Origin of the sequence: Limosilactobacillus fermentum (assembly GCF_013394085.1) — a bacterium.
GTDB lineage: Bacteria > Bacillota > Bacilli > Lactobacillales > Lactobacillaceae > Limosilactobacillus > Limosilactobacillus fermentum.
Genome location: NZ_CP040910.1, coordinates 844,460 through 867,074, shown reverse-complemented (window position 1 = coordinate 867,074; position 22,615 = coordinate 844,460). Strand labels below are relative to the sequence as shown.

At 53.8% G+C, this 22,615-nt stretch carries 25 protein-coding genes and 1 riboswitch; of the genes, 12 read left to right on the top strand and 13 right to left on the bottom strand.

The window, feature by feature from the left end; translation table 11 throughout:
* Window positions 1-10: 10 nt before the first annotated feature.
* Together thiD (FG166_RS04325) and thiE are read left to right on the top strand one after the other, a co-directional pair.
* Window positions 11-808: a bifunctional hydroxymethylpyrimidine kinase/phosphomethylpyrimidine kinase gene (gene thiD, locus FG166_RS04325; RefSeq protein WP_003681820.1), complete on the top strand. Its 798-nt coding sequence runs from the start codon at window positions 11-13 to the stop codon at window positions 806-808.
* A gap of 164 nt (window positions 809-972) precedes the next feature.
* Complete coding sequence (thiE, locus tag FG166_RS04320; protein ID WP_003681821.1) at window positions 973-1,614, top strand: thiamine phosphate synthase; 642 nt, start codon at window positions 973-975, stop codon at window positions 1,612-1,614.
* A gap of 61 nt (window positions 1,615-1,675) precedes the next feature.
* On the opposite strand, the gene thiD (FG166_RS04315) is transcribed toward thiE, so the two are convergent.
* The 6 genes from thiD (FG166_RS04315) to msrA (FG166_RS04290) all read right to left on the bottom strand — a co-directional run bounded on the left by thiD (FG166_RS04315) (window position 1,676) and on the right by msrA (FG166_RS04290) (window position 6,013).
* Window positions 1,676-2,488, bottom strand: a complete 813-nt coding sequence (thiD, locus tag FG166_RS04315; protein ID WP_003681822.1) for a bifunctional hydroxymethylpyrimidine kinase/phosphomethylpyrimidine kinase — start codon at window positions 2,486-2,488, stop codon at window positions 1,676-1,678.
* Between the two features lie 14 nt (window positions 2,489-2,502).
* Window positions 2,503-2,934, bottom strand: a complete 432-nt coding sequence (gene psiE / locus FG166_RS04310; RefSeq protein WP_237048772.1) for a phosphate-starvation-inducible protein PsiE — start codon at window positions 2,932-2,934, stop codon at window positions 2,503-2,505.
* Window positions 2,935-3,034: 100 nt separating this feature from the next.
* On the bottom strand, window positions 3,035-3,364 hold the full coding sequence (locus FG166_RS04305) for a CPBP family glutamic-type intramembrane protease (RefSeq protein ID WP_003681825.1): 330 nt from the start codon (window positions 3,362-3,364) through the stop codon (window positions 3,035-3,037).
* Between the two features lie 193 nt (window positions 3,365-3,557).
* Window positions 3,558-4,079 (bottom strand): peptide-methionine (S)-S-oxide reductase MsrA, encoded by a 522-nt coding sequence (gene msrA, locus FG166_RS04300; protein WP_003681828.1) that lies wholly within the window; start codon window positions 4,077-4,079, stop codon window positions 3,558-3,560.
* Between the two features lie 12 nt (window positions 4,080-4,091).
* On the bottom strand, window positions 4,092-4,940 hold the full coding sequence (locus tag FG166_RS04295) for a MetQ/NlpA family ABC transporter substrate-binding protein (protein ID WP_003681830.1): 849 nt from the start codon (window positions 4,938-4,940) through the stop codon (window positions 4,092-4,094).
* A gap of 533 nt (window positions 4,941-5,473) precedes the next feature.
* Window positions 5,474-6,013: a peptide-methionine (S)-S-oxide reductase MsrA gene (gene msrA / locus FG166_RS04290; RefSeq protein ID WP_003681833.1), complete on the bottom strand. Its 540-nt coding sequence runs from the start codon at window positions 6,011-6,013 to the stop codon at window positions 5,474-5,476.
* Between the two features lie 174 nt (window positions 6,014-6,187).
* Between msrA (FG166_RS04290) and FG166_RS04285 the strand changes: the two genes are divergently transcribed.
* Both FG166_RS04285 and FG166_RS04280 read left to right on the top strand, forming a co-directional pair.
* Window positions 6,188-6,868, top strand: coding sequence for a DUF554 domain-containing protein (locus FG166_RS04285; protein WP_003681835.1), 681 nt, complete (start codon window positions 6,188-6,190; stop codon window positions 6,866-6,868).
* A 9-nt stretch (window positions 6,869-6,877) separates the two neighbouring features.
* A complete protein-coding gene (locus FG166_RS04280) occupies window positions 6,878-7,480 on the top strand; it encodes a cadmium resistance transporter (protein ID WP_240839916.1) in 603 nt (200 codons plus the stop codon).
* Window positions 7,481-7,719: 239 nt separating this feature from the next.
* On the opposite strand, the gene FG166_RS04275 is transcribed toward FG166_RS04280, so the two are convergent.
* Window positions 7,720-8,970 carry an RNA-guided endonuclease InsQ/TnpB family protein gene (locus FG166_RS04275; protein WP_003684310.1) on the bottom strand — a complete coding sequence of 417 codons (1,251 nt, stop codon included), beginning with the start codon at window positions 8,968-8,970 and terminating at the stop codon, window positions 7,720-7,722.
* A 78-nt stretch (window positions 8,971-9,048) separates the two neighbouring features.
* On the opposite strand from FG166_RS04275, the gene tnpA reads away from it, so the two are divergent.
* Window positions 9,049-9,501 carry an IS200/IS605 family transposase gene (gene tnpA / locus FG166_RS04270; RefSeq protein WP_041812577.1) on the top strand — a complete coding sequence of 151 codons (453 nt, stop codon included), beginning with the start codon at window positions 9,049-9,051 and terminating at the stop codon, window positions 9,499-9,501.
* Window positions 9,502-9,790: 289 nt separating this feature from the next.
* Here tnpA and FG166_RS04265 read toward each other — a convergent pair whose 3' ends face one another.
* The 3 genes from FG166_RS04265 to FG166_RS04255 all read right to left on the bottom strand — a co-directional run bounded on the left by FG166_RS04265 (window position 9,791) and on the right by FG166_RS04255 (window position 12,998).
* Complete coding sequence (locus FG166_RS04265; protein WP_003681842.1) at window positions 9,791-10,963, bottom strand: cysteine desulfurase family protein; 1,173 nt, start codon at window positions 10,961-10,963, stop codon at window positions 9,791-9,793.
* Between the two features lie 206 nt (window positions 10,964-11,169).
* A complete protein-coding gene (locus tag FG166_RS04260) occupies window positions 11,170-12,168 on the bottom strand; it encodes an IS30 family transposase (protein WP_014562466.1) in 999 nt (332 codons plus the stop codon).
* A gap of 251 nt (window positions 12,169-12,419) precedes the next feature.
* Entirely contained in the window at window positions 12,420-12,998 is a 579-nt protein-coding gene (locus FG166_RS04255; RefSeq protein ID WP_003681846.1) for a hypothetical protein, read from the bottom strand.
* Window positions 12,999-13,029: 31 nt separating this feature from the next.
* Between FG166_RS04255 and FG166_RS04250 the strand changes: the two genes are divergently transcribed.
* The 7 genes from FG166_RS04250 to ribH all read left to right on the top strand — a co-directional run bounded on the left by FG166_RS04250 (window position 13,030) and on the right by ribH (window position 18,885).
* The gene (locus tag FG166_RS04250; protein WP_003681848.1) at window positions 13,030-13,593 is read left to right on the top strand and encodes a response regulator transcription factor; all 564 of its coding nucleotides are present in this window, start codon (window positions 13,030-13,032) and stop codon (window positions 13,591-13,593) included.
* A complete protein-coding gene (locus FG166_RS04245) occupies window positions 13,586-14,620 on the top strand; it encodes a HAMP domain-containing sensor histidine kinase (protein WP_003681850.1) in 1,035 nt (344 codons plus the stop codon). Before FG166_RS04250 ends, FG166_RS04245 begins: the two co-directional genes overlap by 8 nt.
* A gap of 60 nt (window positions 14,621-14,680) precedes the next feature.
* The gene (locus FG166_RS04240) at window positions 14,681-15,166 is read left to right on the top strand and encodes a flavodoxin (RefSeq protein ID WP_003681851.1); all 486 of its coding nucleotides are present in this window, start codon (window positions 14,681-14,683) and stop codon (window positions 15,164-15,166) included.
* 113 nt (window positions 15,167-15,279) lie between these two features.
* Window positions 15,280-15,414, top strand: a riboswitch (FMN riboswitch).
* A 161-nt stretch (window positions 15,415-15,575) separates the two neighbouring features.
* Complete coding sequence (gene ribD / locus FG166_RS04235) at window positions 15,576-16,634, top strand: bifunctional diaminohydroxyphosphoribosylaminopyrimidine deaminase/5-amino-6-(5-phosphoribosylamino)uracil reductase RibD (protein WP_080543046.1); 1,059 nt, start codon at window positions 15,576-15,578, stop codon at window positions 16,632-16,634.
* Entirely contained in the window at window positions 16,634-17,242 is a 609-nt protein-coding gene (locus tag FG166_RS04230) for a riboflavin synthase (protein WP_003681853.1), read from the top strand. Before ribD ends, FG166_RS04230 begins: the two co-directional genes overlap by 1 nt.
* Window positions 17,229-18,422, top strand: a complete 1,194-nt coding sequence (gene ribA / locus FG166_RS04225) for a GTP cyclohydrolase II (protein ID WP_003681854.1) — start codon at window positions 17,229-17,231, stop codon at window positions 18,420-18,422. The genes FG166_RS04230 and ribA overlap by 14 nt, the downstream gene beginning before the upstream one ends.
* Entirely contained in the window at window positions 18,415-18,885 is a 471-nt protein-coding gene (gene ribH, locus FG166_RS04220) for a 6,7-dimethyl-8-ribityllumazine synthase (RefSeq protein WP_003681855.1), read from the top strand. Before ribA ends, ribH begins: the two co-directional genes overlap by 8 nt.
* Window positions 18,886-19,045: 160 nt before the next feature.
* Here ribH and FG166_RS04215 read toward each other — a convergent pair whose 3' ends face one another.
* The 3 genes from FG166_RS04215 to FG166_RS04205 form a co-directional block, all read right to left on the bottom strand.
* Entirely contained in the window at window positions 19,046-19,501 is a 456-nt protein-coding gene (locus tag FG166_RS04215; protein ID WP_003681856.1) for an RrF2 family transcriptional regulator, read from the bottom strand.
* 37 nt (window positions 19,502-19,538) lie between these two features.
* Window positions 19,539-21,290, bottom strand: coding sequence for an SIR2 family NAD-dependent protein deacylase (locus FG166_RS04210; protein ID WP_003681857.1), 1,752 nt, complete (start codon window positions 21,288-21,290; stop codon window positions 19,539-19,541).
* Window positions 21,291-21,429: 139 nt separating this feature from the next.
* Window positions 21,430-22,605 (bottom strand): phosphoglycerate dehydrogenase, encoded by a 1,176-nt coding sequence (locus FG166_RS04205; protein ID WP_003681858.1) that lies wholly within the window; start codon window positions 22,603-22,605, stop codon window positions 21,430-21,432.
* Window positions 22,606-22,615: the final 10 nt, after the last annotated feature.

Sequence of the window (22,615 nt, the reverse complement as noted above, 5' to 3'; positions counted from 1 at the left end):
GAAGCTTAAAATGACTAACGAATTTCCCCAGGCCCTGACGATCGCCGGCTCCGATTCCGGGGGTGGCGCCGGCATGCAAGCCGACCTAAAGACGATTCAGATGCGCCACGTCTTCGCGACGACGGTGGTGGTGGCGGTGACCGCCCAAAATACCCTCGGTGTCCAGGACGCCCTCGCTTTGCCGACTGAAATAATCGACGCCCAGTTCGCCTCTTTGGCTGACGACTTCAAGATTCGGGCGGCTAAAACGGGCATGCTGGCCGACGTACCCACCGTTCAGGCGGTCGTGCGCAACTTAAAGCAGTACGACTTTGGCCCCCTGACCGTCGACCCGGTCATGATAGCTAAGGGCGGCGCCAAGCTATTGGCCGACGAGGCGATTACCACCGTCAAAGAGGAACTCTTGCCGCTGGCGACCTTGGTCACCCCCAACCTGCCAGAAGCCGAGGCCCTAACCGGGTTAAAGGCGGAGCGCCCCGCTGATATGGTTAAAATCGGCCAGGCCCTGCAAAAGCTGGGTCCCAAAAACGTCCTGGTCAAGGGTGGCCACCTTGGCGGCGACCAAGCGGCCAGCGACTTCGTCTTGATGGAGGACGGCACCAGCTTTTGGATGACCTCACCACGGATCGACACCGTTCAAACTCACGGGACCGGCGACACGATTTCGGCCTGCATCACGGCCGAACTAGCCAAGGGCGTCGGGTTAGAACAGGCGATCCGGACCGCTAAAGGTTACGTAGAAGCGACGATTCGCGACACGATCCAGGTTGGCCACGGCCACGGCCCACTGAATCACTGGGCATTATAGAGAGTGGCAAATAACCTAACCAGCAGGCCGTATGACTAAGCTAGACCGGAGGTTGGTGCGCTTACGCACCGTTCTGCGGTCGTACTTAGGCACTAGGGCTGCGGTTATTTGCCACGTTTTCTGTCTAACATTTGAAAACTAGCCAATAGCTAGGGAGAAAAGCCATGTTATTTAAAAATGAAATGCTGCGCTGCTACCTGATCGGCGGCAGCCAAGACACCCACCACGACCCGGATGAGTTTTTGACCAAGGTCGAAGCAGCGATGCAAGCCGGGATCACCGCCTTTCAGTACCGCGAAAAAGGGACCAGCACCCTTTCAAAGGCGGAAACCCTGGCGCTGGGTCAGCAAGTCCGGGAGCTGGCGACCAAGTACGGCGTACCGCTCTTTGTCGACGACGACCTAGAGCTGGCGGCCGCCATCAAGGCAGACGGCATCCACGTCGGCCAAAAGGACCAGCGGATCGAAGAGGTCTTAGCTGCGGTCGGTGACCAGCTAATGGTCGGCTACTCCTGCAACACGGCGGCCCAAGTCGCCCACGCCAACCAGCTGAACGTCGATTACATCGGCACCGGCCCGGTCTTCCCGACGATTTCTAAGGACGACGCCGGCAGCGCCCTGGGTGTGGACGGTCTCGCCGACTTCGTTGAACAATCCACCCACCCGGTCGTCGCGATCGGCGGCATTAGCCTGGACAACGCCGGCACCACTTTGACCAGTGGCTGCGCCGGGTTGTCGATGATCTCGATGGTACTGGGGGCAGATGACGTCGCCGGCACCGTGAAGAAGATTTTGGAACTGTATTAAACAGCAAAAGGCTCCCGGCCGTTCTGGTGAACGACTGGGAGCCTTTATTCATTAGCTTTGGTTAGTTGGCCGCTTCTTGACCGGCCCAGTGGTTGATCGGGCCAAACTGGTGGCCGACCTCAATTTCGTTGGCGATCGCCTCGTGGACGACCTTCTTGGCCAGGCGCACCCCGGCTTCAACCGAGTGTCCCTTGGCCAGTTCGGCGGCGATAATCGCCGAGAAGGTGTCGCCGGTCCCGTTGACCCGGTCGGTGGGTACGTACTCTTCTTCCAGCCAGAAGGTCTTGCCGTCCGCTAGTGACACGAAGTCACGGACCGGGGTCGTTTGCCCCTCGATGTGTTGGCCCTTAATGACGACGTTCTTGGCGCCCAGGGCGTGGAGCTTGGCGGCCGCTTCTTGGACCTGATCGTCATCCTTTAATTCCAACTCGGTCAGCTTTTGGGCCTCGTAGAAGTTGGGCGTGATGACGGTGGCCAGCGGGATAATCCGCTCGCGGAAGAGCTCGTAGGCCGATTGTTCCAGGAGCATCACCCCGTGCTTGGTAATGATGACCGGGTCGACCACCAGCGGGCCGAACTTAGCTTCGTCATAAGAATCGGCGACGGCGTTGATCACGTCATCGTTGGCTAACATCCCGGTCTTGGCCGCCTTGATGGCAAAGTCGTCGGCGAGGACCTTAAACTGTTCCTTAATGAAGCTGGTCGGCATGATTTGTTGCTGGGTGATCCCGTAGGAATTCCCCGACACGGCGGCGGTCAGCAGCCCTTGGCCGTAAACCCCGTCGATAAAGAATGCGTGCAGGTCGGCCGGCATCCCGGCACTGCCGTCGGAATCGTGCCCGGCGATGGTTAAAGCTTGAACGTATTGTGTCATATTAAGCCTCCGGATCAAATTCTCTTCTCAAAATTTTCGTCTGGATCGTGGACAAAGCGGCGGTAAATCGCCAGTCCCACCGTCAGCAAGACAATCGCCACCACTTCGACCATCGTTTCGATGCCGTTGGAGTTGCTAGCGGCCAAGAGGTGCCGCAAGAGGGCGGTTAACCCCAGCCCCATCAGCATCGTAATTGAGATGTGGCCGTGGTTGCGCAGGGCTTCGATCACCATCACGATGAACTCGAAGATGATGAAAAAGGAGGTTACTTCGTTCAAGAAGTCGTAAAAGCCGGGGTCGGAAACCGGGGCGAGCGCCAACTTGACGACCGCCAACAATTCCATCCCCAGTTGGACGATCAACGCCAACCCCAGGAGCCCGACGGCCACTAACGCTACCAGTTCGAGCAAGTGGGCAATCTTTTGAAACCATTCTTGACTTGACACCTCAATCACCATTCCTTTCTAGTGGCTACATTATAACATTGAACCGGAACGAAAATGGATCATTTTCCGCTTTCTGTTCGTTTTTCTTCCGGGCGCTTTTTTATGAAAACGGTGTCTCACCCTTCTTTTTGAGCAATAACCGATCAGCAAACCACAGCCAGAGCAAACTGATCACAAACAGCGGCAAGAAGATCAGTAGCAAGGACCCCCAGTTAGTGGCCGCGGAGCCCCCGGTCGCAATCGTCGGCTGAAAGTCGATCAAGGAGTGAAGCAAGATCCCGACCCATAACCCGTTGGTCAGAATGCGAATGAAGGATAAGGCGAGCCCTAAGATAAGGGCGTAAAAGACTTGTTGCATGGTGGCGTCGACGCTTTGGAAGGTTAAGTTCGATAGGTGTAAGAGCCCCAAAAACAGCCCACCAGTCGTCATCCGAATAGCGGGCTACTTTCTACTTTCTAGATATTGAACTTACATACCACCCGTCGAGAAGGTTGGTCGCACTCACCCATAACGTACTCCCCAGCCGTAGGCCTAGTGGCTAAGTCTGGCCACAGAACACCGTCGAGGGCGCTAACCCGTGCCCTATCCTTACCCCACAGCCTGCTTTATGGTTGGGTCGCACTCACTTTTTCCAATTATCCTCAATAAACTGCTTACGCCCACCAGCCTTCTCTAGCTTCATCCGTTCCGGGTCCTTCTTGTAAAAGTCCTGGTGGTAATTCTCGGCCACGTAGAAGGGCTTTGCGTCTTCAATCGTGGTCACGATCGGGTCAGTGAAGCGGCCGCTGTTGGCTAGGGCATCCTTGGAGGCCTGGGCGATGGCGCGCTGTTCTTCATCCTTGACGAAGATCACCGGCCGGTAGTTATCGCCGCGGTCTTGGAACTGGCCAAAGGCGTCGGTCGGGTCGGTTTGTTGCCAGTAGATTTCCACCAGGTCCGCATAAGAAACCACGCTGGGGTCAAAGGTGATCCGGACCGCCTCGGTGTGCCCGGTTCCCCCGGCCTTAACCTGCTCGTAAGTGGGGTTAACCACGTGGCCGCCGGTGTAGCCCGATTCGACCTTTTTAATTCCCGGGTAGGTGTCGAAGGGTTGGACCATGCACCAAAAACACCCGCCGGCAAAAATTGCTGTTTCACTCGCCATGTTTCTTCCTCCTTAGTTCTTACCGAATTGTGGCCAGGCCGCGATTTGCGAACCCTTGTAAGTCTTATCGATGACCTTCTTAGTGGCCTCGGTTTGGTAGGCCGCCACGATCTTCTTGTAGGTGGCGTTATCCTTGTTCTTTTCCTGGGTCGCGATGATGTTAACGTACGGCTTGGTTGACTTGTTGACCGGTTCCAGGTAAATCGCATCCTTCTTCGGGGTTAGGTTAGCCGCTTCGGCGTAGTTCCCGTTGATGATCGAAGCGTCGACCGAATCCAAAGCCCGGGCCGCCGTGGCTGGGTCGACCTCTTTAAACTTAAAGTTATGCGGGTTGGAAGTGATGTCGTTTAACGACGGCTTGATGCCGCTGTCTTTTTTGACCTTGATTAAGCCCGCCGATTGCAAGAGGTTGAGCCCGCGCCCGAGGGTGGTTGGCTCGTTTGGAATCGCAATCGTCGCCCCGTCTGGTAAGTCCTTAATCGACTTGTAATTCTTGGAGTACAGGCCCAGCGGTGAGATCACGGTGTTCCCAATCGATACCAGGTGAGCGTTTTCCTTCTTGTTGTAGGACTCAAAGTAGTAGCGGGTCAGGCAGGAGTGCAGATCGATCTTGCCATCCTTTAGGGCGACGTCTGGTTGGACGTAGTCGTTAAAGATCACAAACTTAAGGGTGATTCCGTCTTTTTTCAACCGGCTGGCCACGTTCTTCCAAACCGGCAGTGAGTCGGTCCCCACCAGGCCAACCTTGACCGTCTTGTGACTAGTGCTGGCCAGGCGCTGGTGCACTAAGCCGCCAATCCCCCCGAGCACGACTAACAGGGCTAAGACTAGCCACAACCATTTGCGATAACGTTTTTGCATAAGATATCCTCCTCGAAAAGTCCAAAAGAAAACGTCCCATGAGGCATTACTACCTCATGGGACGTTGATCAACGTGTTACCACCCATTTTCGGTCCCCGCGGGGACCCTCAACCGGCTCCAACAAGCCGTAACGGTGATAACGGGCGTTAACCCGGTCGGGGCTCACCACTGGCTCACCCCGGCATTGCACAAAGACCATCTTCAACCGTTCAGGGAGTTCAGCTTTCACCAAGCGCTGACTCTCTGGGCACCCCTCCCGGTTTACTCATCTTTCTAACTTTTCTTTAATTTGATTTTAAAGGTATCATACTGAACCCAGCCTAACCTGTCAAGCTGAAATTTAATAAGTTATGGATGGCTAACAATCGAGACTGGGAAAATTCTGCTTTACCCAGCTGCTCGTTGTTTTCCCGAATATTAGACAGATAACGTGGCAAATAACCGCAGGTCTAGTGTCTAAGTACGGACGAAGAACGATGCGTACCGCATCAACCATTCGTCCTAGCTTAGTCAATACGACCTGCCGAGGAGGTTATTTGCCACTCACTCCTTTCCAGTGCTGATCGATAAACTTCTGGCGGCCGCCGGCTTCTTCGATCATCATCCGGAAGGGATCCTTTTTATAGAAGTCCTGGTGGTATTCTTCGGCCGGATAGAATGGTTGGGCCGGTTCAATCGTGGTGACGATCGGTTGGTCAAAGCGCCCGCTGTCCTGGAGTTTTTGCTTCGAAGCTTCGGCGATCCCCTTTTCTTCTTCGGTTTGGTAATAAATCACCGGCCGGTAGTTGTCGCCGCGGTCCTGGAACTGGCCAAAGGCGTCGGTCGGGTCGGTCTGTTGCCAATAAATCTCTACCAAATCGGCGTAGGAAACCTTACTGGGGTCGTAGGTAATTTGGACCGCCTCGGTGTGCCCAGTTCCCCCGGCGCAGACCTGCTCGTAGGTCGGGTTAGCCACGTGGCCGCCGGTGTAGCCGGACACGACCCTTTCGATTCCCGGGTAGGTGTCAAAGGGTTGGACCATGCACCAAAAACACCCGCCGGCAAAGGTCGCCGTCTTAAGTTCTGCCGTCATCTGATCAGATCCTTTCTGCTTGTCCTTGCCCCTAAGGTTACCACGTTTAGTTAGTTTTGCCCGCCAACTTGCTCACCACCACCCCAATTGGTCAGGGCGTTGCGACCATTAAGCAAAGCCCGGTCAATCCATGTATAATGGACAAGTTAGAACATTAGAAACGAGGAATGAATTATGATTGGAATTTGGGCCAACGTCGCCGCAATAATCGTCGGGACCGTGATCGGCTGGGTCTTTAAAAAGGTGCTGACCGACAAGTACGTGGCCACCTTCTGGACCGCTTTAGGGCTGGCCGCCCTCGGGGTCGGGGCGCAAACCGTCGTCGCCAACCTGCCCAAGAGCCACTACCCGGTCCTGTTTATCATTTCGCTAGCGATCGGGCTGCCGGTCGGGACCTGGCTCAAGCTCGACGACCGGGCCAACGCTTGGATCGACCGGGCCTTCCACACCGCACTAGGGGAAGCGGTGGCGACCGCCAGTTTCCTGGATTGCATCGGCGCCCTGGCGATCCTCGGGCCGGTTAACGCCGCCACCACTGGCAACCAAACCTTCTTGTACACCAACGCCATGCTGACCCTGGTCTGCGCGATCGTCTTTGGGGCCGGCTTTGGGCTGGGGATGATCCTCGAAGTACCGGTGCTCTTCATCTGGTTTACCGCCATCTACTTGGTCGCCAAGTTTTTGTCGGCCTCCTTTTTCTCGCCGGCTTTGATCACCGAAATGTCGATCGTCGGCGGCCTCTTGATCGTGGCGGCCTCCTTTTCCTTGCTCAAGATCCGCGAGTTTAAGAGCATCGACATGCTGCCGGCCCTCTTAGTGCCGCTGCTCTTCTTCATTGGCCTGGCCATCTTTTAGGTGACCGCCATGGCAACGGTCATTACTAGCATCCTCACCTTCATCTCGACCGGGATGGACTACCTAATGGTGCTGTTAATCTTGTTTCACCGCTACCGGACGCCCCGCCAGCGGCTAGCGATCATCTGCGCTGACTACGCCGGCACCAGCATTTTAGTCGGGCTCGCCCTGGTCGCCGCTTTGATTTTACGCCGGGCCCCTGACCAGTGGTTACTCGGCTTCTTGGGCCTGGTCCCCTTAGCCATTGGGTGCCACCTGTTGACCCACCAAGAAAGCATGGCCACCCCCGCCAACCGGGTTTCCGCCAACCACCTCTTTTTGACCGTCACCTTCATCACGGTCGCCTCCTGTGGTGCCGACAACCTGGGGGTCTACATCCCCTACTTCGCCACCCGCACCTCCCCCGAACTGGTAATCGTGCTAGTTACCTTTGCCGTCATGGTCGCCGTCTTTTGCCTCTTGGCCACCATCATCACCCACCTACCGGCCGTCCGGGCACTCCTGGACCGCTACGGGACCCTGTTAGCCGGGGTGATCTACCTTGGCTTAGGGATCCTGATTTTGGTTGAAAACGGCACCGCCCTTCATTTATGGCACTTAATTCACCACTAATCGCAACAGAAAAGCCCCGGTGTGACTTCCGTAATCACACCGGGGCTTTATTTCGTAAGCGGTAGCGTCAACCACCACTGACTAAAGTCAGTGGCTTGTGAGCAAGCACCCTTCTGATGAGTGTTTGAATCACAATTTGCATAGATACACCACTGCGAACAGTTCTACGAACCGTTTCGTCTTACACGGCAATTACCAATGCCTTTAGCGTCCCCAGGTTGCCATAGGGACGAGCCAAATTAGGCTAATTTAATAATTCCTTTAGTTAGAATATTCTGCGCAGCGTTATGGTCACGAACGTGGTGAGCATGGCACTTTGGGCATGTCCATTCTCGGTCTGCAAGTGTGAGTTTTTCGGTCCCTGCTGTGCCCATCACAAAACCACATTCATGGCAAGCCTGCGTAGTATTCTTAGGATTCACCGTAAGGAATTGGCGATGGTAGAGTTCTGCTTTATAAGCCAACATTCCTAAGAAAGTCCGCCAACCTACGTCCGCAATACTCATCGCTAAAGCATGATTCTTCAGCATATTTTTACTCCGCAATTCCTCTGCGGCTACGAAATCGTGGTTCTTGATTAGTGTAGTCGAGACATTGTGGAGAAAGTCACGTCGACGTTCAAAGACTTGGGCGTGTAATTTAGCCACCAACAAGCGTTGCTTTTGGTAGTTCTTACTAGTCCGTAATGGTCGATGTTCTTGTTTGGCCCGACGAGCCCGTCGCGATAAGATGCGCTGTGCTTTGGCTAAGCGACCCTTAATTATGCGGTAATAGCGTGGATTAGCCACAGTATCGCCATTACTAGTAGTTAAGAAGTTTTCAGTATTAAGATCAATCCCAATCTGCTTGCCTGTATTTTGCGGCCAATTGACAAAGGGAGTATCCGACGCTAACTGCATTGAGAGAAAGAAACGACCGCTAGCGTCCTTTACGATGGTTACCGTTCCAATACGGGTTTCAGCACTGCGAGCTAAGACTCGTTGATGGGAACCTTTAACACGGAGCCGACCTAATTTAGGCACTATAACATGCTTACTATCTTCAAAATGTACAGTTCCGTTAGTTAAGTATGCTGCCTTCTGTTTCAAATACTGGCAGTTAGTTTGATAACGCCAAACGTAACTTTTCCGGTGAAACTTAGGCACACCTGCGGTATGAACTTTGCGAAAAGCATTCCAAGCTTTATGGTAGTTTTGAATGGCATTGGCTTTAGTCAAGCTATCGATCCTTTTATCTTCTAAGAACTGGAAATGATTAGACATTTGTTTAGCGCTTTGGCGAAGCTCCAGTTGCTCAATCCGGTTCTGAATGGTATCAATCGGGAGTTTAACCTGTTTTAGCCGCCAAAGTTCCTTGTTAATAGCGACCATTTCGTTATAGATGAATCGACTAGCATCACTATTGATCTTGATAATTTTCTTTTGCCTGTCGCTTGGATAAATCCGCACCTTGAGTCCGTAATGATATTTCATCTGCGCCATTGACTTCATTTATTTTCACCTCCTTCACTGATATAGTGTTATTATACCACATGTCAATGGCAATAATAATTAAGGAGCGTGGCAATCATGCCGAAGGACAAAATCGAAGATGCCATTTATACACGGCGTTATATTTATAACTTTCACTACCATTTGATTTGGGTAACCAAGTATCGTAATCCAACTTTTACTAGTGAAGCGTTAGTGAATGAAATGAAAGAAATCCTTACAACGGTTGCGGCAGATAACGAAATCGTGATTGAGCACATGGAAGTAATGCCTGACCACGTCCATGTGTTGATTAGTTTTCCACCTAGTAAAGCACCAACTAGCGCTATCAAAGCCCTCAAGGGACGCAGTGCCTTCATTTTCCTCAAGCGACACCCGGAAATCCGCCAGTCGCAGTATTGGGGTGGCCACCTCTGGTCCCCTAGCTATTACATGAGTACTTTAGGGAATATGAGCAAGGAGGTCGTTGAGCAATATATCAATAATCAAAAGTACAATGAAATAAAAAAACGCCCTAAAGGACGTAAGTAGAAGCCTATCCATCCCATGACTAAAGTCACGGGATTCCGGCCAATATTTATTAAAACAGTGGCCAGTAATTCGGCGACGGCCAATTCGTTGCCGTCGTCCGAATCAATCCGGATCAGACTTTTTAGTAGTTCAATCTTTTCTTGTCGCTGCATGGCGCATCCCCCCATCAAAAAACCCCGGTGCCAGAACGAATCTGCCCACCGGGGTGAAAGCTTGCGTCCTCATCTCGTAAACCTAGGTTAGCAAACCCAAATGAGAAAAACAAGCGTGTCTTTAATTTATTTTTAATTTAACGTTGACCGCGATCGGTCTTGTCCTTTAATAAGGGGACATACTTGGCCAAGACGGCCACCAAGGCGTCGACTTCTGCCGGCGTGTTGTAAATGCCAAAGGAGAAGCGGAGGGTTTCCCAAACCCGCGGACTCTCGGCGCCAAACATCGCCACTAACACGTGGGAAGGATCCAGGGACCCGGACGTGCAAGCCGACCCGGCGGCCCCGATGATCCCTTCCAAGTCGAGGTTGGTTAAGAGGGCGTCGTTAGGCACCCCCTTAAACCACAGCGATAAAACTTGGGGCGCTGCGCCTTCATCCAAACTCCCGTTGACTTCAAAGTCGATCCCAGCGTCTTTTAACCCATCCACCAGCTGGTGCTTTAGGGCCACGTAGGTTGCGCGGTGCTCGGCCATCTTCTCTTGGTGCAGTTCGACAGCCCGGGCAAAGCCGGCCACCGCTGGTACGTTTTCGGTCCCGGCCCGGCGCTTTAACTCCTGGTCGCCGCCGCGCACAAAGGACGGGAAGACGATCCCGCGGCGCCGGTACAAGAAACCAACCATCTTTGGGCCGTTGAGCTTGTGGCCGGATACCGACATCAAGTCGATCTGGTCCGTTTGGACGTCCAACGGCAAGGTCCCGTATGCTTGAACGGCGTCGGTGTGGAACCAGGCGTTGGAATCGGCGACAATTTGGCCAATTTCGTGGATTGGCAAGTGGCTGCCGACCTCATTGTTGACGGTCATGATCGTGACTAGAATCGTGTCCTCGCGCAAGGCGGCCTTCAAGTCGGCTAAGCTAATCTGGCCCCGCTCGTCGACGGGCAGGTAGGTTACCTCAAAGCCCTCTTGTTCCAAGTCTTCTAGGGGCCGCAAGATCGCCTCGTGTTCAAAGGCGGTCGTAATAATGTGGCGCCCCTCACTTTGGCGGGCCTTGGCCACCTGCTTGACGACCGTGTTATCACTTTCGGTGCCGCCACTGGTGATCACAATTTCATCGTCGAACTGGGCGTTAATCGACCGGGCCAGGAGGTGGCGTGAATCTTCCAGCATCTGTTTAGCCTGACGCCCGTAGTAGTTGGTCGTCGAGGCGTTCCCCCAAGTCGTCTCCAGCGCTTCGGTCATCGTTTCAATGACCTCCGGGGCCATCTTGGTGGTGCCGGCGTTATCAATGTAAATCCGCTTATCCAAAAAAATCGCTCCTCATTTTAAATATTGCTGGCCGAATTCTTAACCGTTCTAGTATACTACTTATTTTTAGATAGAGAAGGGGAAAGCCTTTATAAAGTGGTACAATACGAGGACAGTACAAACACACCGTGTGCAGTTGGTGCTTTTCTAGCCAACGAACCGGTTCGGGTGCCTTTAAGGTACCCTTTTTTTGTACCGACGAATTGTCAAATCAAGCGCAACTTTGTCCCGAAGAAAACTTCAAATGGACTCTTCCAGCCTAAGACCTTACGTGGTCGGTGATTTAAATCCCTGACAAACTTGTCGATATCTTGATCAGTTAGTTGGTCTAGGTCGGTTCCTTTGGGGAAATACTCACGGATAAGCCCGTTGGTATTCTCATTGGTTCCCCGTTGTTGGGGCGCATGGGGATCGGGAAAATAGACTGGAATGCTTAGTTCTTGGCTAACTTCACGGTATCCTGCGAATTCAGTTCCACGGTCCGGCGTAAGCGTCCGAACGCGTTTAGGCGTTACGGTATGCAGGAGGTCAATCATCGCTTGTGTGACGTTCTTGGCGTTTACTTTGAGAACGCGCTGAGATAATAAATACCGAGATTTACGGTCCACTAAGGTTACCAGGGCTGAACGCCCGGTTTTACCGCGAATTGTATCACCTTCCCAATGACCAAACCGGCTTCGATTCTCACATGAAACCGGGCGTTCATGAACGGAAGGGACGTCGTTAAATCGTCCTCGACGTTCCTTAATGGTTCCCTTGACCTTTCGGGTTTTACCACGGTGACGGAGCTTACGGGCAAAGCCACGAGCCCCGTGACTCTTACGTTTGATGCCTAAATTATCGCGTTCAATCCCACGATAAATGGTGTTATAACTGATACGCCATTCGCTGTTTTCGTGGGCTAAACGACCTGAAATCTGTTCCGGGGACCACTGACGTTGAACAATACAGTGAAGGATAAAATCCCGTAACTTCAAGTTAGTTAGAAGCCTAGGACGTCGGCTTTTTAGTCGACGTCCCTGATAGTTCTCTTGGGCCTTGACGGCTGAGTAAGCCTTACGACCGCCATTGCGTTTGATCTCGCGCGATACGGTGGCTTTAGAACACCCAACCCTCTGCGCAATAACTTGATAGGTGTCCTTCAAAGTGACGCCTAATAGTATGCATTCTCGGTCTTTTAAGGTAAGATGGTTGTACGAACTCATAGCCTAAGATCTCCTTTAGATGTTTGTTGTGGTGACTTCATTTTACAGGACTCAGGCTATGAGTTCTTTTTTATTTTCTTCTTACTTGTTGCACTTCAATTGTAAATTCGTCACCCACAAAGCTAAATATCCTGTCAATAAATTACCATCATGGTAGCCCATCAACAGGATTTAGTGTAGAGCCAGTTTTTTGGAATTTCCTGATCACAAAACGGCCGCCGGACCAACAGTCCAGCAGCCGTTTTTAATTTTTATAGCGGTAAATCCTTTTGGTTAAAGGCGAGGTTGCCCCCCGCAAAGCAAACGGCACCTAGCCCGCCTAAAATCGCCAGTTTTCCTTGCCAAGCATCTCCTTGGGCCATAACGTCTTTGTAATCAAACAGCGATACAATCGTCAGGTGTTGAACGTCATCCAACCCACTGACCCCGTAGTTGGCAAAAGAAGCAATCACGGCTAACAAGATGAAAGCTAAAATTAAGACCCCTCCGGTCCCCAGAGATAGCTTAGAGAGGTTAAACACCCCCGAGGCTAAAAACATGATTTCCGCAAAGGCAAAGGCAATTGCCAGGGCGCCGAAGTTTAATTCAACCAAAATTTTCTTTGCAAACCCCGCTTCTGCGTAATGGTTGACCAACAAACTGGTCACCGTCATCGAGCCAAAGGTCACCACCAACGCGCCAATAAAGTACAGCGTTTGGGTCAGCGTGACCGTTAGCCGGCGAACCGGCGCCGTCAACAGGTAGGCCATCGAGCCCCGGTCAACCTGGCCGGCCAGCAGCTTGTTGCCGACAATGATAATGAAAATGGCGCTCAAGGCTGGTACCAGCATCCCCTAAAACATCGGTCCTAGCAGGGCCCTAGTGGCGCTTTACCAAGGGGGTGTCGACCCCTTAATTGCCGACGTGATGATGCCCACCATGGACGGCTTCACAATGGTTAAGGAAATGCGGGCCGCCGGGTTTGAACAACCCGTTTTGATGCTGACGGCCAAAACCACAATCACCGATAAAACCACCGGCTTCACTAGTGGGGCCGACGATTACCTCACCAAACCCGTTGACCTAGCCGAACTCAAGCTCCGGGTGGCCGCCCTTTTGCGCCGGGCTAAGATTAACAGTGCCCGCCAGATTACAATCGGTCAGACCATTCTTAACGAAGAGAATTTTACTTTGACCATCAATGGCCACTTCACCACCCTAGCCAAAAAGGAGTTTTTGCTTCTCTTCACCTTGCTTTCCTACCCCAATAAAATTTTCACCCAGGCCCAGTTACTCGACCAGATCTGGGGAATTGATTCGGACTCAACGGAAGACACCGTCAAAACCCACGTCTCAAAGGTTCGCAAGTTACTTAAGGATAGTAACGACGTGAAAATCACCACCATCCGTGGCCTCGGCTACAAGGGAGAAATTTGTCATGACTAAAAATCCCTTTACCCGGGTCCTCACCTGGCTAGTTGTTTTGATCGCTTTTTTGATCGTGATGGGAACCCTGGCCTTTGACTTTGCTTTAATGCTGACCTTTCCCCACCTGGCCCGCAATTTCGACCCGCTTAACCCAGTGCTGGCCCTGGGCCCCACCGTGGTTATCTTAACGGTGGTCTTAGCCCTAACCTTTTCTTGGCTCAACAAAAAAATCACCTACTTAACAAAGGGTATTGACCAAGTGGCCGCCGGAAATTTTGCTACCCACCTCGATGAGCAAAAGAGTGGTCCCCTGTCAGCCAGCTACCAGAACTTCAACCAAATGACTGACCAACTCGCTAAAACCGCCACTTTGCGCGACGACTTTATCAACCAGTTCTCCCACGAATTTCGCACCCCGATCGCCTCAATCCAGGGGTTTGCCGACCTAATGCAAGAACGGGAGCTACCAAAAAAAGAGCGGCAAGCCTACCTGGCTTTGATTAGTAAGGAGGCCCATCGTTTAACGAACCTGTCTACCAACGTACTGACCCTAACCACGTTAGAGAGTCAAACCATTTTAAACAACCAGACTTCGTTTGACCTAACTGAGCAAGTTCGTCAGACTGTCATCCTCCTGTGGCCCCAATTAAAAGAACACAAGCTTAACGTTGACCTAACGCTTGCTCCGGCAACCGCATTTGGGAACGCTGACCTGTTGAACCAGGTCTGGGTCAACCTAATCAATAATGCCATCAAATTCACACCAGACGGGGGGCACCTAACGATTAAAATCGAGCGCCACGACGATCAGATAGCCGTGTCCGTTAACAACGACGGTCCCCTGATCTCACCCACTGACCAGGACCATCTGTTTGAAAAATTTTACCAAGCCGATAATCGTTCCAACGTCGGCAGGCTTGGGCTTGGCCTCGCCATTGCCAGCCGAATTATTGCTCTCCATCAGGGACACATCACCGTGGTTTCGAATCCTGCTGACCATACCACCTTCACCGTCTACCTACCTAGCAAAGGGTCAGCCAAGTAGTTAGAAGAACCTTTTTAATTGTAATATAATTAAAATAGTTAAATATTATGAGGGATTTTAATGGCAACTACGCTCGTCTTGTACTTTTCAGCATCAGGCACCACCAAACGGATGGCCCAAACGATTGCCAACTTAACCGGGGCCGACCTTCACGAAATCAAGGCCCAAGACCCATACACCCAAGCGGACCTGGACTGGCATGCCCCTCAGTCACGGACCTCAATTGAGCAACACGAACACCAGGGGCACGTCGCCTGCGTCAACGACTTTCCGGCCCTTGATCAATACGACACGATCATCATCGGCCACCCAATTTGGTGGGGAATTCCGCCCCGTTTGATTGCTAACGCCATTGACCAACTTCCTTTAGATGGCAAAACGCTGGCCACCTTTGCCACCTCGGGGGGCTCCGGTTATCAGCGCAGTCAAAGATATATCCAACGCGTCGTTGATCAAACCCACCACCAGGTGACGATCATCCCCGGCACTGTGTTGAGCAACCAGCGCCAGGCGAAGCAGTGGCTGACCAAGGCGAACTTAATTTAGTTGGTAGCAGGAGCGGTTATTTCTAAGGGCGCCGCTCGTTTTCAGAAAAGCCCTTACCAAAAAATCCTTTACAAGTGAACCGTTTCCCAGCATAATGTAGTCAATTAAATAAATAATTTCTTCGGGGCAGGGTGAAAATCCCGACCGACGGTGACAAGCAATGCTTGAAGTCCGTGACCCGCAAATTTGCGGCTGAACCAGTGCGATTCTGGTACCGACAGTGAAAGTCTGGATGGGAGAAGAAAAGGCAGGGGGAAGTCCCCTGCCACCTTTTTGAACACGCTTTCAACCAGGGGTCCCGGAATTTTTCCGGGGCCCCTTTTAAATTTCCCGGGGAAATGGGAATGGCAACCTCCTCGGCGGGCCGAGGAGGTTGGTTCCCACTCACCTATGAAAGGAAGTCATTACCTTGAGTTCAGACGAACAGTTCATGCAACTGGCGCTCGCTGAAGCGGCCAAGGGCGGGAGCGCCACCTGGAAGAACCCCCAGGTCGGCGCCGTGATAGTCAAAGACGGCCAGCTGCTGGCGACGGGCTACCACCACCAGTATGGTCAGGCCCACGCCGAGCGCGACGCCATCAGTAAGCTTTCTAACGAACAGCTGGCCGGGGCCACGATTTACGTCACCCTGGAGCCCTGCTTTCACTACGGCAAGCAGCCTCCGTGTAGCCAGTTGTTAATTGACAGCCACTTTGCCCGGGTGGTTGTCGCCACGATTGACCCCCACCAAGTCGTTGGTGGCAAGGGAATCGCCCAGCTAAAGGCGGCCGGAATTGATGTGGAGGTCGGGCTCTTAAAGGACCAAGCCGAGGCCCTCAACCGCCACTACTTCTACTTTTACCGCCAGCAGCGGCCCTGGATCACGGCCAAGCAGGCCCTCTCCTTGGATGGCAAGGTTGCAGCCGCCCCGGGGCAAGCGACGGCGATCACTAACCAGGCCGCCCGCCGGCTGGTCCACCAGGAACGCGCTGACTACCACGCGATCGTGGTCGGCGCCGGCACCGTGCTTGCCGACGACCCACGCCTGCTGTGCGAGACGCCGCAACTCTTCCCCCCGGTCCGGGTAATCTTGGACCGGGCGGGGCGCCTGCTCGATTACCAGGACCGCTTTGTCTTCACCGATGCTTCCGCCCCAACCTGGTTAGTCACCACCAACCGGGCCGCCACGAAAGTCGACTGGCCCGCTCACGTGACCGTTAAACTGTTGCAAAACGGCGACTGGCCGGAGTTACTTGACTACTTTAAAGAAGCCGAGTTGCAAAGCCTCTACGTGGAGGGCGGTCCCGCGGTTTTGACCGAACTATTTCAAGCGGTCCCGGTCAACCAGTTAATCACCTACCTGGACCCCCAAATCATCGGCGACCAAGGCCTGGCCGGGGCCCAGTTCCCGGTCGGCACCGCTTTTACCCACCGCACCGTCACCCAACTCGGTGATGACATCCGGATTGACGAAAGGAATGACGAGTAATGTTCTCTGGCTTAGTAAACGGAACGGGCAAGCTCACCCAGATTGAGCAAACCGACCACACCATCCGCCTAACGATCGACCTCGACCCCGCCCTGCAAGAGGGAATGGAAGTTGGGGCGTCGTTAGCTGTCAACGGAACCTGCCTGACGGTCGAGACCGAACAACCCGGCCGCCTAACCGTCACCCTGATGCCGCAGACTTACAACCTGACCACCTTCAAGGACCTGCCAGTTGGTGCCCTGGTCAACTTGGAGCGCTCGCTAAAGATCGGCGACCGGCTGGAGGGCCACATCGTCACCGGCCACGTCGACCAAACGGCTCCGGTCATCAAACGGGAGGTTAACGAAAACGCAATTGAATTGACCTTTAAGCTCCCTGAAGAGTTGCGGGGTCAAGTCATTAGCCAGGGGAGCGTGGCGATCAACGGGGTCAGCTTGACGGTCATGAAGCAAGCAGACGACTGGTTCTCGGTCGGCCTGATCCCCCACACCCAGACCGTTACCAACCTGGATCAACTTAGGGTTGGCGACCTAGTCAACTTAGAAACCGACGTATTAGGCAAGTACGTTGCCGCACAGTTAGGAGGCATTTCAAATGGACGTTCATAAGATTCAAGCGGCCCTTACCCACCTTAAAAACGGGGGCCTGATCATCATGACCGACGACGAAGACCGCGAGGCAGAAGGTGACCTGTTAGGAATCGCCAGCCAGGTCACCCCGGCGACGGTCAACTTCATGACCAAGCACGCCCGCGGCCTGCTCTGTGCCCCGGTTAGCGAAGCGATCGCCAAGCAACTGGGCCTGGATTTAATGGTCCAAGACAACACCGAGCCCTACCACACCGCTTTTACGGTTTCCCTAGACCACAAGTCGACCAGCACCGGAATCTCGGCCTATGACCGGGCCGCCACCATCAAGGCCCTGGCCGACCCCACCAGCACCCACGACGACTTTTACTACCCCGGCCACATCTTCCCGCTGATCGCCAAGGAGAACGGCATCTTGGCCCGTAACGGCCACACCGAAGCCGCCGTCGACCTGGCCGAGTTGGCTGGTGAGCCTGGTGCCGGCTACATCTGCGAAATTCTCGACGCCGACGGCCACATGGCCCGGCGCCCGGTCTTAGAGAAGATGGCTGAGGAACTGCGGTTGCCGATCCTGACCGTCAAAGAACTGCAAGAGTACCGGCGTTCGGTGGTCAGCCAACCGGTCCTGCCGGTCCACCTGCCCAGCGCGTACGGCGACTTTACCCTACGCCACTTTGACGACGGCAACCTGGCCCTGATCAAGGGGGACCCGACCACGACTACCCCGTTGGTCCGGGTCCACTCCGAGTGCTTCACCGGCGACGTCTTGGGCTCCCTGCGGTGCGACTGCGGGCCCCAACTCCACGCCGCCATGGAGGCCATCGACCAGGCCGGCACCGGGATCCTGATCTACCTACGCCAAGAAGGGCGCGGGATCGGTTTGCCAAACAAGCTACGGGCCTACCGCCTGCAAGAAGAAGGCTTCGACACCGTGGAAGCCAACCACCAACTGGGCTTTGCCGCCGACGAACGGACCTACGAGGCCGCTAGCCACATCCTAAGGGCGCTCCACGTTTCAACCATCAAACTCCTGACCAACAACCCCGATAAGATCAGTCAACTGGAAGAAGCCGGAATCACGGTCGCAGCCCGGGTGCCGCTGGAAATGCCGGCGACCGCCTACGACCGCGCCTACCTCAAGACCAAGCAAGAAAAGATGCACCACCTACTCAAACTCACGGAGGAAGAACAACATGCCTAACCAATTCGAAGGAAACTTTACCACCACCCCCACCAAGAAGATCGCGATCGTCGTTGGTAAATTCAACGAATCCGTCACCCGCAACCTAGCCGACGGGGCGATCCGGACCCTAAAGCAATTCGGGATCAAGGACGACCAAATTGACCTCGTCTGGGTGCCAGGCGCCTTTGAAATCGCCTTTGCCGCCAAGAAACTGGTCGCCAGCGGCCGCTACGCCGGGGTGATGACCTTGGGCGCCGTGATCAAGGGCGAAACCGACCACTACGACCTGATCTGCCAGTCCACCACCAGCGCAATCATGAACTTAAATGCTCAGGGCACGATTCCGGTGACCTTCGGGATTTTGACCACCGACACGATCGAACAGGCGATGCAACGGGCCGGCTTAAAGGTCGGCAACGAGGGTTCGATGACTGCCCAATCGCTGCTGGAAATGATTAGCTTAAACGAACAACTAGGGTAACGAAAACCAAAGCAAAACCGGCCACTCCGCTTAAGTGCGAAGTGACCGGTTTTACTTTTGCTTTGGTGGCGAGCTGGCCGATGGACACCCGACAAATCTGCGAATTTGCGCAAGATAACGTGCTCCTCTAACTTGCGCAAATCTAAATATTTGTCCGGTCTTAGTTTGGAGTTTCTTGTTTTTCCGGCGGGAAGTTAAGCAAGGAAAGGTCTAATTGGTTAAGCACGTCTCGGATCGAATAAGTGGCCAGTTTAGCCAACGCCGCTCGCTGGACCTGGCCAAAAATTAGGTCCAACGCGTCGGGCATCCCCTCCCCGATCCGGCACTCCGTATTAGTTTCATTGTTGAAGTGCAATAAGTCCCCGCCATCAACGGCCTGGTAAATGGTCGCCAAATCTAATTCAGCGGGATCTTTAACTAACTGGGGACAAACGTGGCCGGGGACACTGTCCAAAATGTGGTGCCGCTTAAGCTGAGCCATAATTTGGCGGACCTGGGTCTGATTTTTATTTAGGGACTTGGCAATCGCCGCACTCGATAGGTCCCCGTCGCTGCCGCCCGCCGCAATAAAGACTACGATATGAATTGCATCGCTAAACCTGGTGGAATACTTCATTCTTTTCCCCCCTTCCTGCAAGTATCATCTTCTTATCTTACCGCGCTTTGCTCGGCCTGGCCATCAAACGCGCTAATTGGGCCAAGTTTGTTTTCAAATCCCCCTGGATCACGGCCGTGCGGGGTTGGAGGTTAAAGGGAACCGGGCCCGGCTTTTGGTTGAGCACCACGTAGTTCCACTCGCTAAACTGGCGGAGCAAGCTTTCCACAGGCTTTTTGACTAGTGGGTTCTGATCACCAACCCCCAGTTCCAAAACCGCCAGTGGTTGATCGGCATGCGCCCTGACCAACTTGTTTAACCCCGCCACCTGTTGGGAATCTAGTTGTGGCTTTGGCGCAAACATTAGCGGCGTTAGCACCTCCCCACAGGTCGTACACCGTGGCAAGTCTGCTTCGGTCAGCTCCCGTTCTTGTTCGAGTCCAACCATTAACCTGGCCGCCGCCCGTAGGTCAACGTGAGGGTGATCAGGGGTCTGACAACTTCCATACACCCAGTTGGCCTCGTTTTCGACCACGTGATCTAAACCGGCTAGGTTAAAATGATGTTCCGGATTCGTGGTCCAGATGTAATAAGGGCGCCCCTTGATAATCTGACGTAAGTTTTCCATCAACGGGCTGGTGTGGTAGTGGCTGGAGTAACGATTAATTATCCGGGCCCAAACCCGCCACTGCACCACCTTACTCTGGTACGGGTATTGGACGGCTTCTAACATGTTATGGAGGCCGTATTGGTCAACCAAGTCGCCCAATAAGTCATGAAAGACAGCGTCACTTGCAAACCAGTTGAAGCCCTCGCTAATCGAAAACCCATTGGCTGCCGTAATTAACAAGGCCGGGGCCTGTTCAAGCATTCCAAGGGCTTGTTGTTCAGGCTCTTGCTTTGGTACCCTCGGTGTTTTCAAGTAACTTTGGTGACTAACCGGGTTTTGACTTTTTAGTTTTTGTACCGCCCGCAAGGCCTGATCAACGTCGGCGTCGATCAACACCGACCGGCTTGCAATCTGGGTATGGGTCATGGCGTCTTGGGGATTAATGTTAACGTAGTGGGCCAAGGGGAGCTGACTGGTTAACTGCCAAAAGGGTTCTTGAATAAACATCGGCGTCATTCGCCCCACTCCCAGCTCAAAGAATAACAACTTTTGGTTGCCAAACCGGTTGATGAATTGGCGGGTCTTTTCGTGTTCTTGTTTAAACCGGCGCCCCTCCAAAAATTCTGGTGACCGCACCCACGGCGTTAGCGGCAAGCCAGTTGTCGGGCTGTGGGGAATCAAATCGTCTGGCAAGTACAACTTATCTTCTTGTTGCGCCAAGTATTCCATCCCCCGCTTAACAAAGGGCCGGGCGTCGTAAAGCTGGTCGTCAATCTGCGGGGCGCTAGACTGCAAGAAGCGCCAATCCCCTTGAATCGTACTGATTTGCTCGTCGGCAAAGTAGCGGTTAAACATTGCGTCTTGGTTCGTGGTCAAGATGTGGTAGGGGCGGTCTTGAATTAGGTCCTTTAAAACTTGGTAGGTATTCTTGACCGGCGGCTGGTGGTAGATAAAGTCCAACATCCGTACCAGGTAGGCCCAGCGCTCATTTTCGCTCGTAAACCGCGCATAAAAGCCCTTGAAGATCCCGGTCGCCTCCGGGTGGCGGGCATAAAAGTCCCCGAAGTGCTGCTTGTATACCGGGCTGGCCTGGTACCACCAGTCCATCCCAGCGGCCGCAGACATTCCCGATCCGGCGCCGATTAAGATTGCATCACTATCAAGCAGAACGTCCTTTAACTGTTCGATCTCGTTCTTCATGCTTCTCTCCTTGCTGTTAAATTATAAATAACTTTACCCACCCATTCTAAATGGTTGTTAATTATAAATCAACTTCAAAGGCGTCCCACCTAAAAATCCCCGCGGTTCGCCTTGGCATACCACGGGGATTTATTTTTAATTACTGTTTTGGCCGATACAGCAAGCGGACCCGGCTGACGGCGTCAATCTGATTGAGGGTGGTCGTTAGAATCTCGGTTTGTTCGGCGGTCAATTCGCCGACGTCGACCATCGTGTAGGCGTACTCGCCCTTGGCCCGGTTGACCAGGTTGTCGATGTTGACCTCGGCCTTGGCGATCGCCGTCGAAATTTGCCCTAACATGTTGGGGATGTTGCGGTGAATGATCGTGAAGCGGTGCTGGCTGGTGAACGGGGCCACCACGTCCGGCAGGTTCACGGCGTTGGTCGTGTTCCCGGTCTCCAAATACTGGGTCAGTTCGTCGACGGCCATCTTGGCGCAGTTGATTTCGGCTTCCTTGGTCGAGCCCCCCAGGTGCGGGGTAATCGTGACCTTCGGGTTGTCCTGCAGGCAGTCCTCGCCGAAGTCGGTAACGTACTGGCCCAGTTGACCATTGGCCAGGGCGGCCACGGCAGCCTGGTTGTCGACAATCCCCAGCCGCGAGTAGTTAAACAGGATGGCGCCCGGCTTAACCTGGGCGAGCAGTTCCTGGTTAATCATCCCGGTCGTTTCCTCGCTTTTCGGCACGTGGACGGTGATGAAGTCGGCCCCCTTGACCGCGTCAGCCAGGGTGGCGGCCCGTTGCACCCGGGCGGTCAAGTTCCATGCGGCGTCCACCGACAGGTAGGGGTCGTAGCCAATCACATCCATCCCCAGGTCAATGGCGGCGTTAGCGACCAAGGAACCGACGTGGCCCATCCCGATCACGGCCAGACGCTTGCCGAAGAGTTCGTGGCCGTTGAAGCGCGACTTTTCGCGTTCGGTGCGCAGGGAGATGTCTTCGCCAACGTTTTGGGCGCTCCAGTTGGCCGCTTCGATCAGGTTCCGGTTGGCGATGACCATCAGGGCGATGACCACTTCCTTCACCGCGTTGGCGTTACCGCCCGGGGTGTTGAAAACGGCGATCCCCTGTTCGGAGCAGGCGTCGAGCGGAATGTTGTTAAAGCCGGCCCCGCAGCGGGCGATCGCTAGCAGCCCCGGTTCAAATTGGTAGTCGTGCAGGTCGATGCTGCGGATCATGTAGGCGTCCGGTTCCTGACCGGTGTTGACCTGGTAGTTTTCCTTAAAGGTGTCTAAGCCTTCCTTGGCGATCGCGTTGTAGGTTTTGATTTGATACATGTGCGCCCCT